We start from the raw sequence: 13,839 nt of genomic DNA, 5'->3' as shown, positions 1-13,839 counted from the left end.
TGATACGCCAAATGGGGTATGCGCCAAATGACGTGTATCACTAGAAAGGGAGAGGAGAAGAGCTGGAGGGGAGGTCATCATGCCATTGCTGTCCATTCGATCGCAGGATTTCGATCGGGCAAGCCGCGTCGATGCGTTTCGCAATGTCGTTGCCAGTATGACTAGGGTCGACTTCATTCCCGATGACCGGCAGCACTTCAATTCGGAGACATCGATCGCCGTCCTGCCCGGTGTGATCATCGGACATGGTCGGCATTCTGCGTCGAGAGCCATCCGGACACGCAGCCATGCCGCCGAGTGTAGCGACGACGTGATGTTTCATATTCCGCTGGCCGGCGGTGGCACGATCTCGCAGATCGGTGGCAAGGAAGAGGTTTTGCGTGCCGGAACTGTCTATGTCGATCCAGGCGACGTGCCCGGGACTGTGCGGTTCGGTGGCCAATACATGGAGGGCATTTATGTCTCCATTCCAAAGGCACATCTCGGAATGGCTGAGGCAGGACTTCAGGCTGTGCTTCGGCGTTCTGCACCGCTCACACCGCAATGGCGGCTTTTTCTCAACTACGCCCGCAGTCTGCACGCCGAACTGCCAGCACTTGCTCCCGAAGAGGCAGCCCAATGCGTGGCGCATGTGCAGGATCTTGCCTTGATGGCGCTGGGGGCGACGCGGGAGGCGACCGAGATTGCCGCCGGACGCGGGGTGCGGGCGGCACGATTGAAGGAAGTAAAAAGACAGATCGAGCAAAATCTCTTCTCGGCTGAATTGAGTGCCGAAAGTGTCGCAAGTCGGCTGGGCTTCTCCTCGCGCTATCTTCGCGCCCTCTTTGAGCGGGAGGGAACATCCTTTCGCGACTATGTGGCGAGCCGGCGTCTGGCGTGTGCCTATCGCATGCTGAGCGACCCGGCTTTGCAACATCTCAACATCGCTCAGATTGCAATGGACGCAGGCTTTGGGGATCTGTCCTGGTTCAACACCCGCTTCAAACAGACCTATGGCATGACACCAAGGGATGCGCGGGCCGGACTCGCATAGCCGCCTGACAGGGAAGAGGCGGGACCAGCTTTAGTCCGCCTTGGTGCCCGTCTCTGTGTCCTTGTGCCATTGCCCCCGCAAATGGGTGCCGTCAGGCCCAAGACCGAAGCTTCATCGAAATCTACTGTCGATCCTGGCGGCCATTCCCTTGCCAGGACATGCCCCTTCGTGACCTTTTTGAGGATCAAGCTCTATGTGGAATTTCAGTTTATCGGCTGCTCTGGCGCTCATGGCCCGTACCGCTCCTTTTCTTGTCTTCCGGATAGTCGTCTATTTCGCCGTGGCTTGCGCCTATGTGATCGCGACCGGAACGGGGGCTGCGATCGGTTATGGCGTCGGTCAGTTCGGAGATGGAGACTTCCTGGCGGCCAGCACGATGTTGGGTGGAGTGGCCGGCTTTGGCCTGTTGGCCGCGGTCCTCTATCTTCTGCGGGAGTATCTGCTCTACCTCGTCAAGGCGGGACATATCGCCGTACTCGTGGAATTGATGGACGGTCGAGCACTGCCTGCTGGCGAAGGACAGATCGCCTATGGCAGCCGGATGGTCCGCGAACGGTTTACCGAGGCAAGTGTGCTGTTCGGTATCGACCAGCTCGTGAAAGGTGTGATTGCCGCCATTGCAGGGCTTATCGAGGGGATTGCGTCACTCCTGCCTATTCCCGGTCTCGATACGGCTGCCCGGGCTTTCCGGAGTTTCCTGAAGATCGCCGTCGGCTTCACCGACGAGGTCATCCTTGCCCATGCCCTGCGAACCCGTGCCGCCAATCCCTGGGCGTCGGCGGAGGAAGCCCTTGTTCTTTATGGCCAGAACTACAAGACCATGTTGCGCAATGCAGCCTGGCTCGCAGTCATCATCTACGGACTATCCTTCATCGTGTTTCTGCTGGCGCTCGCGCCTGCTGCAGCACTTGTCTATCTCTTGCCCGGCGCGCTCAGCGCAGGCGGTTTCGTCTTTGCTCTTCTCTTCGCCTGGGCCTTCAAGGCAGCCTTGCTCGAACCGCTCGCCATCACCTGCATGCTGCAGGTCTTCTTCAAGACGACCGAAGGACAGGTGCCGGATCCGCAATGGCGAGCACGCCTGCAGGAGCTTTCGGGAAAATTCAGAGATATCGGCAGCAAATCCGCAAGCTGGGCATCGGCGCGGCAGACACCTGTCCAGCCCCTTGCGGCATCGGCTTGAGAGGAACAGATCCATGAAAAACGCTTTGCTGAAAATCGGCAGTCTCCTCGCAGGGCTCCTGCTTGTTCAGATCCCGACGGGGCATGCCGAGGAAGCACCACGCACGATCATCGTCATGGATGGATCAGGCTCGATGTGGGGGCAGATTGACGGTCGGCCGAAACTCGAAATCGCCCGTGAAGCAGTGGCTGACGTCTTGACACGCCTGCCGGCTGAGCAGGAACTGGGGCTGATTGCCTATGGGCACCGCTCCAAGGGCAATTGCGGCGATATCGAGCTTCTCGTGCCGCCGGGCAAGAACACCGGCCAAACCGTCGTCGGAGCGGTCAACGCCATGCGCTTCCTTGGCAAGACACCGCTTTCGGCAGCCGTGCGTCAGGCCGCCGAGGCGCTGCGCTATGGCGAGGAAAGTGCAACAGTCGTGCTCGTGACTGACGGACTTGAGACTTGCGAGGCGGACCCGTGTGCGCTGGCATCTGAACTGGAGGCGGCAGGCGTCAATTTTACCGCCCATGTGGTCGGTTTCGGGCTGTCAAAGGAAGACGGCGCCCAGGTGGCCTGCCTCGCCGAAAACACAGGCGGGCGATATATCCAGGCCAGCAATACTGCGGATCTGACGGATGCACTGACGCAAACGGTTGCGGCTCAACAGACTGCTCCGCAACCCGCGCCGGTTGCTCTGCCCGAGGCAGTTATTTCAGCGCCATCGACAGCCGCGATAGCGACCACGATCGATGTCGAATGGACCGGTCCGAACAATGCCGAGGACTATCTCGAGATTGTGCCGGCGAGAACGAGCGAGGTCGTCAGCGGCAGCCGCAACTACGCCTATACGAGGGAAGGATCGCCGGCGCGCCTGCTCGTACCCGCGAACGAAGGCGATTATCTTGTCCGCTACATCTGGAGTGGCCCCGAAGGCCGCAAGGTCCTAGCCACCGCACCGCTCACGGTCAGCGATTCCGAATTTGCGATTTTTCTGCCTGAAGGCCCGATCCAGATGGGTTCCACCATCTCGGTTCGTTGGAAAGGCCCCGATGGTCCCGGCGACTATCTCGCGATCAGGGAGACCGTTAACGCCGAGGCAGGCGACCTGAACTATGCCTACACCAAGGATGCCAATCCCGCCGAAATGGTGGTGCCGAACGTGCCTGGAGACTTTGAGCTTCTCTACATCGTCGAGGGTTCGGGCGAGCGTCGCCCGGGTGTTTCCGTGCCGCTGAAGATTGTCGAAGGCGAAGTCTCGTTGCAGGCGGCTCTTCTTGTCCGGCCTGGCGCAACAATCGCCGTGCGGTGGAAAGGTCCCGGAAGTAGCCTTGACTACATCGACATCGTGCCTTCGAACCATACGGAACCGAGTGGCGAACTGACCTACGCCTATATTGGCGGCGCAGGACCAGGCCCCCGTGAACTGGGGGCACCAACGGAGCCTGGAAATTATCTGATCCGTTATCTCTCGGAGGGTGCCGGCGGACGCCGGGTGCTTGCCAGCATCCCACTCTCGGTGGATCCGAACGCGCCCGAGATCCCGGCCATTGCGATGGTGGAGGCGACTTTCGATGTGCCCGGTGATTTCGCCGGAACCGCGATCCAGTGGTCGGCGGTACCGTTGCCGGGCCAATCCACTGCGCCTGAAGCCTGGGCAATGAATGAATTCGTGACCGGGCCCGTCACGCAACAGTTTGAGCCTGGGACCTACGCTGTTCGCGGCGATGCGGCTGACGTCGTCTTCACCGGCGAGGTCACGATCTCTTCCGATGGACAGAACCGCTTTGTCATTCTCCCGGACGAGACACAGGCTCCGGCCGGTTCCATCGATCTTGTCCCCTCAAAGCCTGGATCTGACAACCTCGGCGAGGACACCGGCTATCTGTGCGAGGGCCCGGCACCATGCCCCATCACGGACGGCAGCACGGGTCTTTCCTTCATGCTGCCGGCTGGCTGGTCGACCGATTACCCCACGACTGAGGGGTACACTCGCGGTGCTCAGGCGGCAGGCGACGTCTTTCCCCCGCGGGTCAATTTCTTCCGAACGGGTACAAACGATGCGCTGGTCCTTGGCCCACGCCAGTGGGTAGCAATGAATGGCCCATGTGAGGAGATGGGCGCGCTCGGTCCGTTCTGCATGTTTGAGAGCACGGATCCGCAGGTGCTCGCCGCCTATCAGCTCGTCAAGGCGACCTTGAAATGGGATCCGCCACAGGATCAATCTTCTCTTGACCGTGGCTGCGCCGATGATGACGGCCATGGTCCCGATGCTTGCGAAAACGGGATGGAGGCTGAAGCGAAAGCATTTTCTGACTATTCCCATCGTTGCCTGCCGGGTGACCGGACGGTTCAAAACTGCGACATGCGCGATGGGGCGACCAATCTTTCCTTCCATCTGCCGGAAGACTGGGTGGCGGAGGTAGAACCCTCATCCCCATTTCCTCGTGCCGAGTTTGCACAGCAGGCCGGTTCAGCCCATTCGATCTGGCTCAATCCGAAGGATTGGCTTCTCGGCGATCGTGGCTGTTTCCTGACGCGGGTCGGGCAATTGTGCCTGGATCCGGACAGCGTAGATGAAGCGCTTGACGGTGTGCGACAGACCCTGCAGTTCACGCTGACGACAGGTGAGGTTCTGCGTCGCTGCGGCGATGAGGAATGCGACTTTTCCCACCCCAACCCCGCACTCTCTGGAAGGTTGCCAGCGCTCTGGTCTGTCGAGGTTGGGCGTCCGCTCCCCGACGGCCGGATCTCCACATGGTTCTGGGATCGTGACCGCGCGGGCAATTTCAAGCTGATCGGTCTCAATCAACCGGACGGTGACAATTGCCTTGAGGCCGGGGAAGGGCAGATACTCTGCGAATACACGCCTTACATTTCGACGGATGAGTTCGACCTCATTCGCGAGAACCTGAAGGTCAGCGCAGCCGCCTCATCCGGCATCCGGACCCTTGCGCCTGCCGAATTTGACCGCGCCCTTTCCATTGTCAGGGGGAACTGAAACATGCGCCGACAAATAGCAGCAACAAGCCTCATCCTTCTGGTGACAGCTTCAGTTTCCTTCGCCGCGCAGGATTGCAACAGCCCTGTCATCTCCATTGATGCAAACGGACAGGCGGAATTCATTTCCCCGGACCGGGAGGTGAAGCGTGACATGGAGAGCTTCTTTGGTGAGGCGCCTAGTCCAAACTCGATCCTTGTTGTCGACGCCCGAAACCGTCAGGGGATCTGGATCGCACGAACAGAACTGCCCCTGGTCTTGGTTGGGTTTGGCGCAAGCAGCGATGGTTATCTGTATTCCGGCCCGAGTCACTGCCTGCCACCCGGATTGCCTGTTGACCTGCCGGACAACAAGCGCAAGCCGGAGGAACTTCCGCCAGGCAAGCCGCCGATCGGACTTTTCCCCGGTATCGAACCGCAGTCTGGCCTCTGGCAGGCGCGTCTTGGCGACACGCGGCTTGAAGGCTGCCCAGCTATGATGCAGCAGGCCTTCCCGAAGTCGCTCGGCGCGCTGCCTGCAGAATGGCTGGCGCCGCGAAAACTTGATTTCGAGACCCCTTTCCATCCTGACCAGCTTGAAATGTCCCGCCGACTTTCGGCTGAAGGGCTGAGCCGGATCGCTTGGCGCAATGCGGGAGAGGATGTCTGGATAACCGAGGTGTTTCCTGAACTTTTCGGCCAGATTCCCGCAGGGCAGGGGGCGGGCAGCAAGATGACCTGGCGCCTCACGCTCAGGAGCGAGACGGAGATTGAACATGTTTCTACCGTCCAGATCGTTCTGCCGAAGGAAGCCGCCGCACTGTTAGGCGGAAGCGACAACTGCCGCATGGTCAGTCGCAACTATTGGGTCAGGGTTTCTTATTGATCTGAACGATTGGGAGTGCATCGACAAAAGAGGTGAGCGGGAGACCCCAAGAGCTATGATCCAGCCAGCCACATAGCGGTCCGACTGCGTCTAAATTCTGCTCGCCCGATGTAGGAATGAAGGTCCCCAGCCAATCTTACGAGACCCAATTGAGCACGACGGATGACCTGAAAAACAGATGTCGTAAGTGCTCAAGTTGTTGAGAAGACGTCGCATTTTTCTGTGAGAAACAGCCGCCAAATCTACGCGGAAAACCGACCTAAATTGGCCCGCCTGGAGAACCTGGATTCTCACATGATTTCAAAGACTTAGAAAAATAGCCTTTGATTTTCCTCTGTTTTCCTGTCGCGGGCGACCGTGGATGCCATCTTTGTGCCCTGGCTTTGGGCCGACGTCAACATGGCGGGAGAGCGGCAATTATTTCCGCTTTGGATCGTTAAGCCGGAGATCCGGCGGCATTCGCGCGCAGCAGCTTTGCGATCATGTCGAACATAGAAGAAGCAAGCGTGCATGCGTGACATCACGCACCGCTTCGACACAACTGCCAGGCTTCTCGGTTAGCGGATGAAGCCGTCACGGCCTCGATCAATTGCTCTTCCAAATAGGGCTTTGGGATATAGAGATCGTATCTTCTTCGCATCATGCGGATACGATCCAGCATGAAGGGGAAACGCTCTAGTGTCTGTCGCAGAAACCATGTCATGGAGCAGCCGAAGTCAGATAAGCGGATAAAACACCCTAGTCGGCAATTGTCATTCGGCAGAGCAATGTGTTGTCCTGCACCAAGTCCTCGCTCCACACCAGCTTCGCTGACTGATCCCAGCTGATATCGTCATATCCGTCTTTCGGGCTAATTTCGTCCGAGCTGTGCTCAACGGCCATGGGCCAGCTGCTGTCATCAAAATTGGGCGCAGTCCAGTTGTCCGGAAAAGCTGTTTCGCTGAAGTTGCAGACGCCTTGGCCCGCAACAGGGTCCTTTTCATCAGCGCAGGCCCGGTCCAGAGGCGCTCGGTGCACGACAAGGCAACGCATGGTTTTGTCGGTGGCTCCGAGTATCTTATCCGTTGCCGCGTTGCGAAACTGAGCAATCATGCCACCATCGCCCATCTGCTGACGATCCGATCCGATATATTCAAGACCAGTGTCGTTCTCTTTGAAATCCCTAACTTCGAAGGCCAGCGTCATCGGCAAAGTGGCTGTGAACGTGACCCGCTCGGCGTTGAACGACCGTTCGGTGTTGTAGGCGACGCTGTCTTCGATCAACTGTTCGCCATTTACGGCGACGCTGAACCAGTTATCGACCCAGATTTCGCCGATGACCTTTATCTCACCCTCACCCTCGATCACGCGCTCATTCAAAACCGTGCTGTTGTTTTCCGGTTTGTCGGTGCATCCGGAAACAAGTCCGGCCAATACGGTTGCGGCAGCCAAGAAGTTGGCGATCTTACTGAGTCTGCGCATGATGGTCCTACTTGGTCAGTTCTGAAACGAAATGTGGGAAGCTGCCATGATCTTACCGTCCATTGCTTTGGTCATGGCTGACCAATCAACATCCGGGTTATCGTGCAAAGGCAACGTGTCGAGCGGCGCGCTCAGCGCATAAAGTGTGATTGTATATTCGTGCAGGCTGCCAGGCGGAGAACAGGGTGGCGTATAGCCTGTGCTCCTCTCGTCCTTGTCGGCACCTTCTTCCCCAATCGATGCTGGATTGCCGCGGGGCAAGGTCCGGGTCTCAGGCGGAATATTCCAAAGCAACCAATACTGGCTGGGCGCATCCACACCTACGACTCTGCCTCGCGGGTAATGGTGCATAATCAGCGCAAGGCTTTTTGTGTCATAGGGAACTCCATCCCATGCTAGTGGAGGCGTCACTCCATCGCCGCCATCACGCGTGCATTTTAGGTCCGCTGGCAACATGCCGCCATCCTTTATGGCGGGGCTGGTCAGCGTAAAACTGTCCTGCGCCACCGCCGTGCCAACGATGCTGAGGCTTGGCGCGGCAAGGCTCAGCATGGCAAGCATCATGGTCAGGCAAAATCTGCGGGTCACCGACAATATTCTCCTGTTTCGACCGAGCCGCCATCGGTGATGGTACGCGTCTCGAAAGTATAACAATCGGGTGTCTGAGTTGGCGTGTAACGCATATAGTAGGCCTCGCCTTTGTAGATGTAGTCCATACTACGCCGGCCATTCCCGTCTTGCGTGAAAGTTAGCTTCTCGACGCCCCCACTTGGCGGCACTCCTGCTAATTTTCCGCCCCAGTTGAACCAGCCACCTGCCGCCTCCAACGGGGAAACTCTGGGTAAATCGGCCATGTCACCAACCTCACCCATCAGGCATTGAATGATGTAAGGTGCCTGGGTCGAGGTGTGATACCGATAGATATAGGTGTCGTCTGTCTTTCCATTGCAGACATCAAGCTCGCCCATCGCGATTGGCGTGCCGTCAGGGTTGTTGTCGCCATAGATGGGAAACCCGTCAAAAGCCCAGCCGATAATGGCAGCATCGCCGGCATTCTTCATCTGTTCAATCATGCAGGTTGGCTTGACGTGGTAATGATAGTCGTCTCCCCTTCCAGCATGCCCGCCACAGACATCCAGTTGCTCAGTTTGCAGGGTGTCATGTTGCTCCTGATGATGCTTCAGGTCGTCCAGGGTCATCTCGCCGCCGCCTGTATAATCATATATGGGAACACCATTGACCGCCACACCGAGGGCGGCATCACGGGTCTGGGGCGTGCTTCCCAGAACCGGATTTAGGACGATGGGAGCGGCATAGTCCTTGGCAGGTACAGGCACCTGCTCATTCGTACCAACAATGCCCGTCATCAGGGTATGCGAAGGGTATGTGTCTGACGTTATGATTGCCTTGCCGTTCTCGCATGTCACCTTGACGACATCAGAAAACCCCGCGTCGGCAACGGATGCCTTTACTGCCATGCAATGATCTTCTTCGCCATGGGCGAAAGCGAAATTCGGATAGAGTGCAAGCAGCAAGGGAATCAGTACGGCGGCTTTTGCTGATACCGAAAACCGTTTTGTCTTGTGGGAAGTCAAGCTGAATTCCTTTGATAAAATCGTGAGCCATCGGCCTTGTTGCATTGGTACTTGTCACTGTCGTAGATATGTTGCAGTGCAAAACATCAAGTTACGATTTCTTTGTCAGGGTTACCTTTTGGTAATGAAACGGATGGGACAGCAGCTATTCATCAGTCCGTCGAAAATGACTGTGTCGTATTTGTGTCGGAAGCGAGCCAAGCCTTAGCGGCGCAGACCACAAAGGTCAGCAATGGGCCGCAGTGACTATGCGCCTACCAAGCGCGAATGTCCGTTTCGCTAAATGGGGTCAGAACAAGAGCAGGCCGAAATCGTACGCTAAGGTCGAACAGAATCGGAACGATGCCAGAGATCGGATATGCAACATCCGATCTCTCTGGATTGCCATCGACATGCGCCAGTTTTGATTTCTCTGTCCGGCCCGACTCGACAACGCTTCACGCAGATTGGTCATGCATGGGGTCAGGCGATGGCAAAGCGCAAGCTTCTCAAAGATCAAGATCGCCGGAAGCTTGTCGATATCCCGGTCGACGAGGACACCCTAATCCGCCACTATTCATTGTCATTGGCGGATCGCCTGGAGATCGAACTGCGGAGACGCAATCACAATCGGCTCGGCTTTGCCGAAGGTTGGTGGCGTCAAGGCGTCCGATGGGACCTGGCTCGAGGTCCACCATATGATTGACGGCGGGCCATCGGTTCTCTTCGATGCGGCCGTATTGCTGACATCGGCAGAGGCAATGGACGATCTCGTCAAGCAAGCGACCGCACGCGATTTCGTGGCGGATGCCTTTCAGCATTGCAAGTTCATTGGCTACGATCCGACGGCCACGCCGCTTCTGGAAAAGGCTGGCATTGCAGAGGCTCTCGATGAGGGGGTGATCGAATTGCCAGGTGAAGAGGGATTGGACGGGTTCGTTTCATCACTTGGCAAGCTGCGGGTATGGGGACGCGAACCGTCTGTAAAAACCGGGAAGGCCTCAATTCCGCAATAGGCGAACCATCTCAACCTTGGATCGGGGAAGCGCTGTGACCATGGAAGCCAGCGCCTTCCCAATGCCGACAAGGACCTCGCGGTAAATCAGTGCGCCAAACCGCTGGCGCGCAAGCGTAATGTCACAATAACCCCTCCGGCGGTCCATTCGTAAGAAATAGATCCACCGAGGTGACCGGCCACGGTGCGTTGGAGCAACTTGCTTCCATATCCGTCAGTCGAACTTCCCGGTGCTTGCGGACAGCCATGTTCACTCCACAAAATCTCTACATGCTCATCGTCTGTCGAGCCTGAGATGTCGAGCGATCCTTGCTCTGCCGACAGCGCGCCGTATTTCAGCGAATTGGTCGCCAATTCATGTATCACGAGGGCAAGGTTAGAGCTGGCTCGGGAAATCTGCACAGCGGGGATAAGTGGAGTTTCTGCCTGACTTCGGCTTAGATGCCGGGAACAGGAGAGACCATGACGAGACGACCGCGCCGGAACCATAGCCCGGCTTTCAAGGCGAAGGTGGCACTTGCCGCCATCCGAGGTGAGCAGACGCTGGTGGAGTTGTCCCAGCAGTTCGATGTGCACGCCAACCAGATCAAGCAATGGAAAGACCAGCTCCTTGAGGGGGCGACGGGTGTGTTCGGCGATGAAACGAAGGCGGAGCCGTCGGGTCCGACCATCGATGTCAAAACGCTGCACGCGAAAATCGGCGAACTGACACTGGAGAACGATTTTTTATCCGGTGCGCTCGGCAAGGCGGGATTGCTGGGCGGAAAGAAATGATCGACCGCGAGCACAAGCTATCCGTCGTGCGCCAGGCGAAGCTTCTCGGCTTCAGCCGTGGCAGCGTCTACTATCTGCCTCGTCCGGTGTCTGACGGCGATCTGGCCCTTATGCGCCGGATTGACGAACTGCATCTCGACTACCCCTTTGCCGGAAGTCGGATGTTGCAAGGGCTCTTGAGAGGAGAAGGCCTGGAGACCGGGCGGCTACACGTCGCCACGCTGATGAAGAAGATGGGCATCGAGGCGATCTACCGCCGCCCGAACACCTCGAAACCAGCGCCAGGGCACAAAATTTATCCCTACCTCCTACGAAAGCTGGCAGTCACCCGGCCCAATCAGGTCTGGGCAATGGACCTGACCTACATCCCCATGGCGCGGGGATTTGTCTATCTGTGCGCCGTCGTGGACTGGTTCAGCCGGAAGGTCTTGTCATGGCGGTTGTCGATCACGATGGAAGCAGCCTTCTGCATCGAGGCGGTGGAGGAGGCACTTGCCCGTCATGGCAGGCCGGAAATCTTCAATACCGACCAGGGATCGCAGTTCACCTCCATCGACTTCACCGCCGTGCTGAAGAGGTCACAGATCGCCATCTCGATGGATGGCAAGGGTGCGTGGCGAGACAATGTCTTCGTCGAGCGGCTCTGGCGTTCGATCAAATACGAGGAAGTCTACCTCCATGCCTACAAGACTGTGTCCGAGGCACGCGCTGGCATCGGCCGATATCTGAACTTCTACAACACCAGACGCCCACATTCATCCCTTGACCGGCAGACGCCGGATCAGGCCTACTTCAACGCGCAGACACCAATGATGGTGGCGGCATAATCGAGGCGGAAATCCACTTAGCGAAACGCCCGAAGCTGTTCAGACAAACCGAGCCACCTCTTGTCGAGCACATTGTAGGCTTCGAGAGCCTCAACTCGATCCGCTTCTCGATTATGCATGGTCACACGTCCAAACCCGATGTACTCAAACGAACCATGAGTGCCACCTCTGCCATCTAGATGCAATCGGCACGTATCAACGCTTGCCGGGGAGACCTTTCGACTAGCCGTTGCCGCAAGTGGGCGTAGGCCATCTGGCCCAAAAGTGGTACGCGCCGAATGGCATGGCCTTCTGTGGCTGAGGGGCCGTTCTTGCGGGTATCTTGGCGAGGAAACGTCGAGATCACCCCCATTCTTATGGGCTGCAAAGCGATCATGCAGCACGGGTAGCGTACTGTCCCCTTTCGGCCCCATAAAAGACATCGCTTGCGGGTCCCCAGCCAGCTTTGCGAGCCCCGCTCAAGCACGACGGATGGCCTGAAGAACAGCAGCCGAAATTGCTCAAGCTGTTGAGAAGGCGTCGCTTTTTTCTGTGAGAAACAGCCGCCGAATTTACGCGGAGAACCGGCCTAAAATGGCCTGCCTGGAGAACCTGGATTCTCACATGATTTCAAAGGCTTAACAAAATCGCCGTTGATTTTCCTCTGTTTTCCTGCCGCGAGCGACCGTGGATGCCATCTTTGTGCCCTGGCTTTGGGCCGACGTCAACATAGCGGGAGAGCGGCAATTATTTCCGCGCGGGAGCGCCAAGCCGGAGGCGAGGGGAGCATGTTCTCGTGGCAGCTTAGCGCCTTCCTTTCAGTCATTCACACTGCCGGGCTGCCGTGTTGAAAGCGGTCGTTCAGCTAGGATTGGCGACTGGGGTACATCCTACCCTTTTATCGTGTGGATGTGCCGAGCGATCGCAGACTTCCCGTCGTGCGGGTGTCCTTGTGTCTGTATTGCCGAGGTGTCCCGGCCCAAGATTCGTGAGGCTGAAAAGACATTACGTCTCCTCCGGCGGCAGTCGTTTCGTTAAGGATCGTCACATCAAAGCTGGAGCACGAGTTGTGGCTTCTGTTCGCTGGCTTCGGTGTTCAGCGAAGACAGAGTGATCCCAAGAAGCCGCACTGGATGTTTAAGCGGGAACACCGAGGCGAGTAGGGGCTCAGCTATCTCCATAATCGTCTCGATGCCAGAGACCGACCCCGCCACGGTCCTGCTGCGTGTCGCCTGACTGAAGTTCGAATATTTGATTTTGACGGTCACGGTCTTCCCAGTGACGTCGTGCGCCTCGCAATAGCGCCATACCTTTTCAGCCAGGGGGCGCAGCTCGGCCTTGGCCTCATCCAGATCATCGATGTCCTCTGCGAATGTGTCTTCAGCACCGACGGACTTTCGTATCCGGTTGGGCCTGACCTGCCTTTCGTCAATGCCGCGCGCGATGCCATAGAAATACGGGCCGGACTTGCCGAAGTGCTGCTGCAGGAAGGCGAGCGACTTCGATTTGAGGTCAAGCCCGGTCTCAATGCCATGCCTCCTCATCCGCTCCGCGGTGGCCGGCCCCACGCCATGGAATTTCTTGACGGGCAGGGCTTCGACAAAGCCCGGGCCGTTCTTCGGCGTGATGACGGCCTGTCCGTTTGGCTTGTTCAGGTCGCTTGCCATCTTTGCCAGGAACTTGTTGTAGGAAATACCGGCGGACGCGTTGAGGCCGGTGACCGCCTTGATCTTCGCGCGGATCTCAAGCGCTATCTCGGTGGCGATCTCCATGCCTTTGAGGTTCTCGGTAACATCGAGATAGGCCTCATCCAGCGACAGCGGCTCGATCAGCGGCGTATATTCCGCGAAGATCTCTCGGATTTGCTGCGAGACCTGCCGATAGACTTCAAAGCGCGGAGGCACAAAGATCAAATCAGGACATTTGCGCTTGGCCGTCACAGATGGCATGGCCGAATGCACGCCGAAGGTCCTTGCCTCGTAACTGGCAGCCGCCACGACACCGCGTGCCGCCGACCCGCCAACGGCCAATGGTCGCCCGCGCAAATCCGGATTATCGCGCTGCTCGACAGAGGCATAGAACGCGTCCATATCGACATGGATGATCTTGCGCACTGGTGCGCTATTCATTGCTTTGGCTCTTTATGTCG

Annotated in this window: 9 protein-coding genes and 2 pseudogenes; 7 read left to right on the top strand and 4 right to left on the bottom strand. The window is 57.7% G+C overall.

The window, feature by feature from the left end:
- The first annotated feature begins 79 nt into the window (after nt 1-79).
- The 4 genes from SJY08_RS14025 to SJY08_RS14010 all read left to right on the top strand — a co-directional run bounded on the left by SJY08_RS14025 (nt 80) and on the right by SJY08_RS14010 (nt 6,060).
- Entirely contained in the window at nt 80-1,033 is a 954-nt protein-coding gene (locus SJY08_RS14025) for an AraC family transcriptional regulator (protein ID WP_377276375.1), read from the top strand.
- Nucleotides 1,034-1,226: 193 nt separating this feature from the next.
- Nucleotides 1,227-2,213: a hypothetical protein gene (locus SJY08_RS14020; RefSeq protein ID WP_377276373.1), complete on the top strand. Its 987-nt coding sequence runs from the start codon at nt 1,227-1,229 to the stop codon at nt 2,211-2,213.
- Nucleotides 2,214-2,226: 13 nt separating this feature from the next.
- Nucleotides 2,227-5,196 (top strand): VWA domain-containing protein, encoded by a 2,970-nt coding sequence (locus tag SJY08_RS14015; protein ID WP_377276371.1) that lies wholly within the window; start codon nt 2,227-2,229, stop codon nt 5,194-5,196.
- A 3-nt stretch (nt 5,197-5,199) separates the two neighbouring features.
- A complete protein-coding gene (locus SJY08_RS14010) occupies nt 5,200-6,060 on the top strand; it encodes a hypothetical protein (RefSeq protein ID WP_377276369.1) in 861 nt (286 codons plus the stop codon).
- Between the two features lie 738 nt (nt 6,061-6,798).
- Here the strand turns inward: SJY08_RS14010 and SJY08_RS14005 are convergent.
- From SJY08_RS14005 to SJY08_RS13995, 3 genes are read right to left on the bottom strand one after another with little or no spacing between them, the layout of a single operon-like run.
- On the bottom strand, nt 6,799-7,521 hold the full coding sequence (locus SJY08_RS14005; RefSeq protein ID WP_377276367.1) for a PEBP family protein: 723 nt from the start codon (nt 7,519-7,521) through the stop codon (nt 6,799-6,801).
- A 15-nt stretch (nt 7,522-7,536) separates the two neighbouring features.
- On the bottom strand, nt 7,537-8,109 hold the full coding sequence (locus SJY08_RS14000) for a YbhB/YbcL family Raf kinase inhibitor-like protein (protein WP_377276365.1): 573 nt from the start codon (nt 8,107-8,109) through the stop codon (nt 7,537-7,539).
- Nucleotides 8,106-9,116, bottom strand: coding sequence for a YHYH protein (locus tag SJY08_RS13995; RefSeq protein ID WP_377276363.1), 1,011 nt, complete (start codon nt 9,114-9,116; stop codon nt 8,106-8,108). Before SJY08_RS13995 ends, SJY08_RS14000 begins: the two co-directional genes overlap by 4 nt.
- A gap of 469 nt (nt 9,117-9,585) precedes the next feature.
- Here SJY08_RS13995 and SJY08_RS13990 point away from each other — a divergent pair.
- The 3 genes and pseudogenes from SJY08_RS13990 to SJY08_RS13980 all read left to right on the top strand — a co-directional run.
- A pseudogene (locus SJY08_RS13990) lies at nt 9,586-9,741 on the top strand (DUF4158 domain-containing protein); the annotation flags it as partial.
- Nucleotides 9,740-10,111, top strand: a pseudogene (locus tag SJY08_RS13985) (catalase HPII); the annotation flags it as partial. The pseudogenes SJY08_RS13990 and SJY08_RS13985, both read left to right, overlap by 2 nt.
- A gap of 461 nt (nt 10,112-10,572) precedes the next feature.
- Nucleotides 10,573-11,711, top strand: a protein-coding gene (locus SJY08_RS13980; protein ID WP_377276361.1) for an IS3 family transposase whose coding sequence is annotated in 2 segments (ribosomal slippage) — nt 10,573-10,831 and nt 10,831-11,711 — 1,140 coding nt in all. Because the reading frame shifts where the segments join, the coding sequence is not laid out codon by codon here.
- Nucleotides 11,712-12,739: 1,028 nt separating this feature from the next.
- Here SJY08_RS13980 and dinB read toward each other — a convergent pair.
- The gene (gene dinB, locus SJY08_RS13975) at nt 12,740-13,819 is read right to left on the bottom strand and encodes a DNA polymerase IV (RefSeq protein WP_377276359.1); all 1,080 of its coding nucleotides are present in this window, start codon (nt 13,817-13,819) and stop codon (nt 12,740-12,742) included.
- Between the last annotated feature and the right edge of the window lie 20 nt (nt 13,820-13,839).

Source organism: Rhizobium sp. R86522 (assembly GCF_042466255.1).
In the GTDB taxonomy this organism is placed as follows: domain Bacteria; phylum Pseudomonadota; class Alphaproteobacteria; order Rhizobiales; family Rhizobiaceae; genus Allorhizobium.
This window is presented reverse-complemented; position numbering and strand designations above follow the sequence as displayed.

What these genes read in the sequence shown, in the direction of transcription:
- SJY08_RS14025 (WP_377276375.1), top strand. Translation starts at nt 80, where the DNA reads ATGCCATTGCTGTCCATTCGATCGCAGGATTTCGATCGGGCAAGCCGC.
- SJY08_RS14020 (WP_377276373.1), top strand. Translation starts at nt 1,227, where the DNA reads ATGTGGAATTTCAGTTTATCGGCTGCTCTGGCGCTCATGGCCCGTACC.
- SJY08_RS14015 (WP_377276371.1), top strand. Translation starts at nt 2,227, where the DNA reads ATGAAAAACGCTTTGCTGAAAATCGGCAGTCTCCTCGCAGGGCTCCTG.
- SJY08_RS14010 (WP_377276369.1), top strand. Translation starts at nt 5,200, where the DNA reads ATGCGCCGACAAATAGCAGCAACAAGCCTCATCCTTCTGGTGACAGCT.
- SJY08_RS14005 (WP_377276367.1), bottom strand. Translation starts at nt 7,521, where the DNA reads ATGCGCAGACTCAGTAAGATCGCCAACTTCTTGGCTGCCGCAACCGTA.
- dinB (WP_377276359.1), bottom strand. Translation starts at nt 13,819, where the DNA reads ATGAATAGCGCACCAGTGCGCAAGATCATCCATGTCGATATGGACGCG.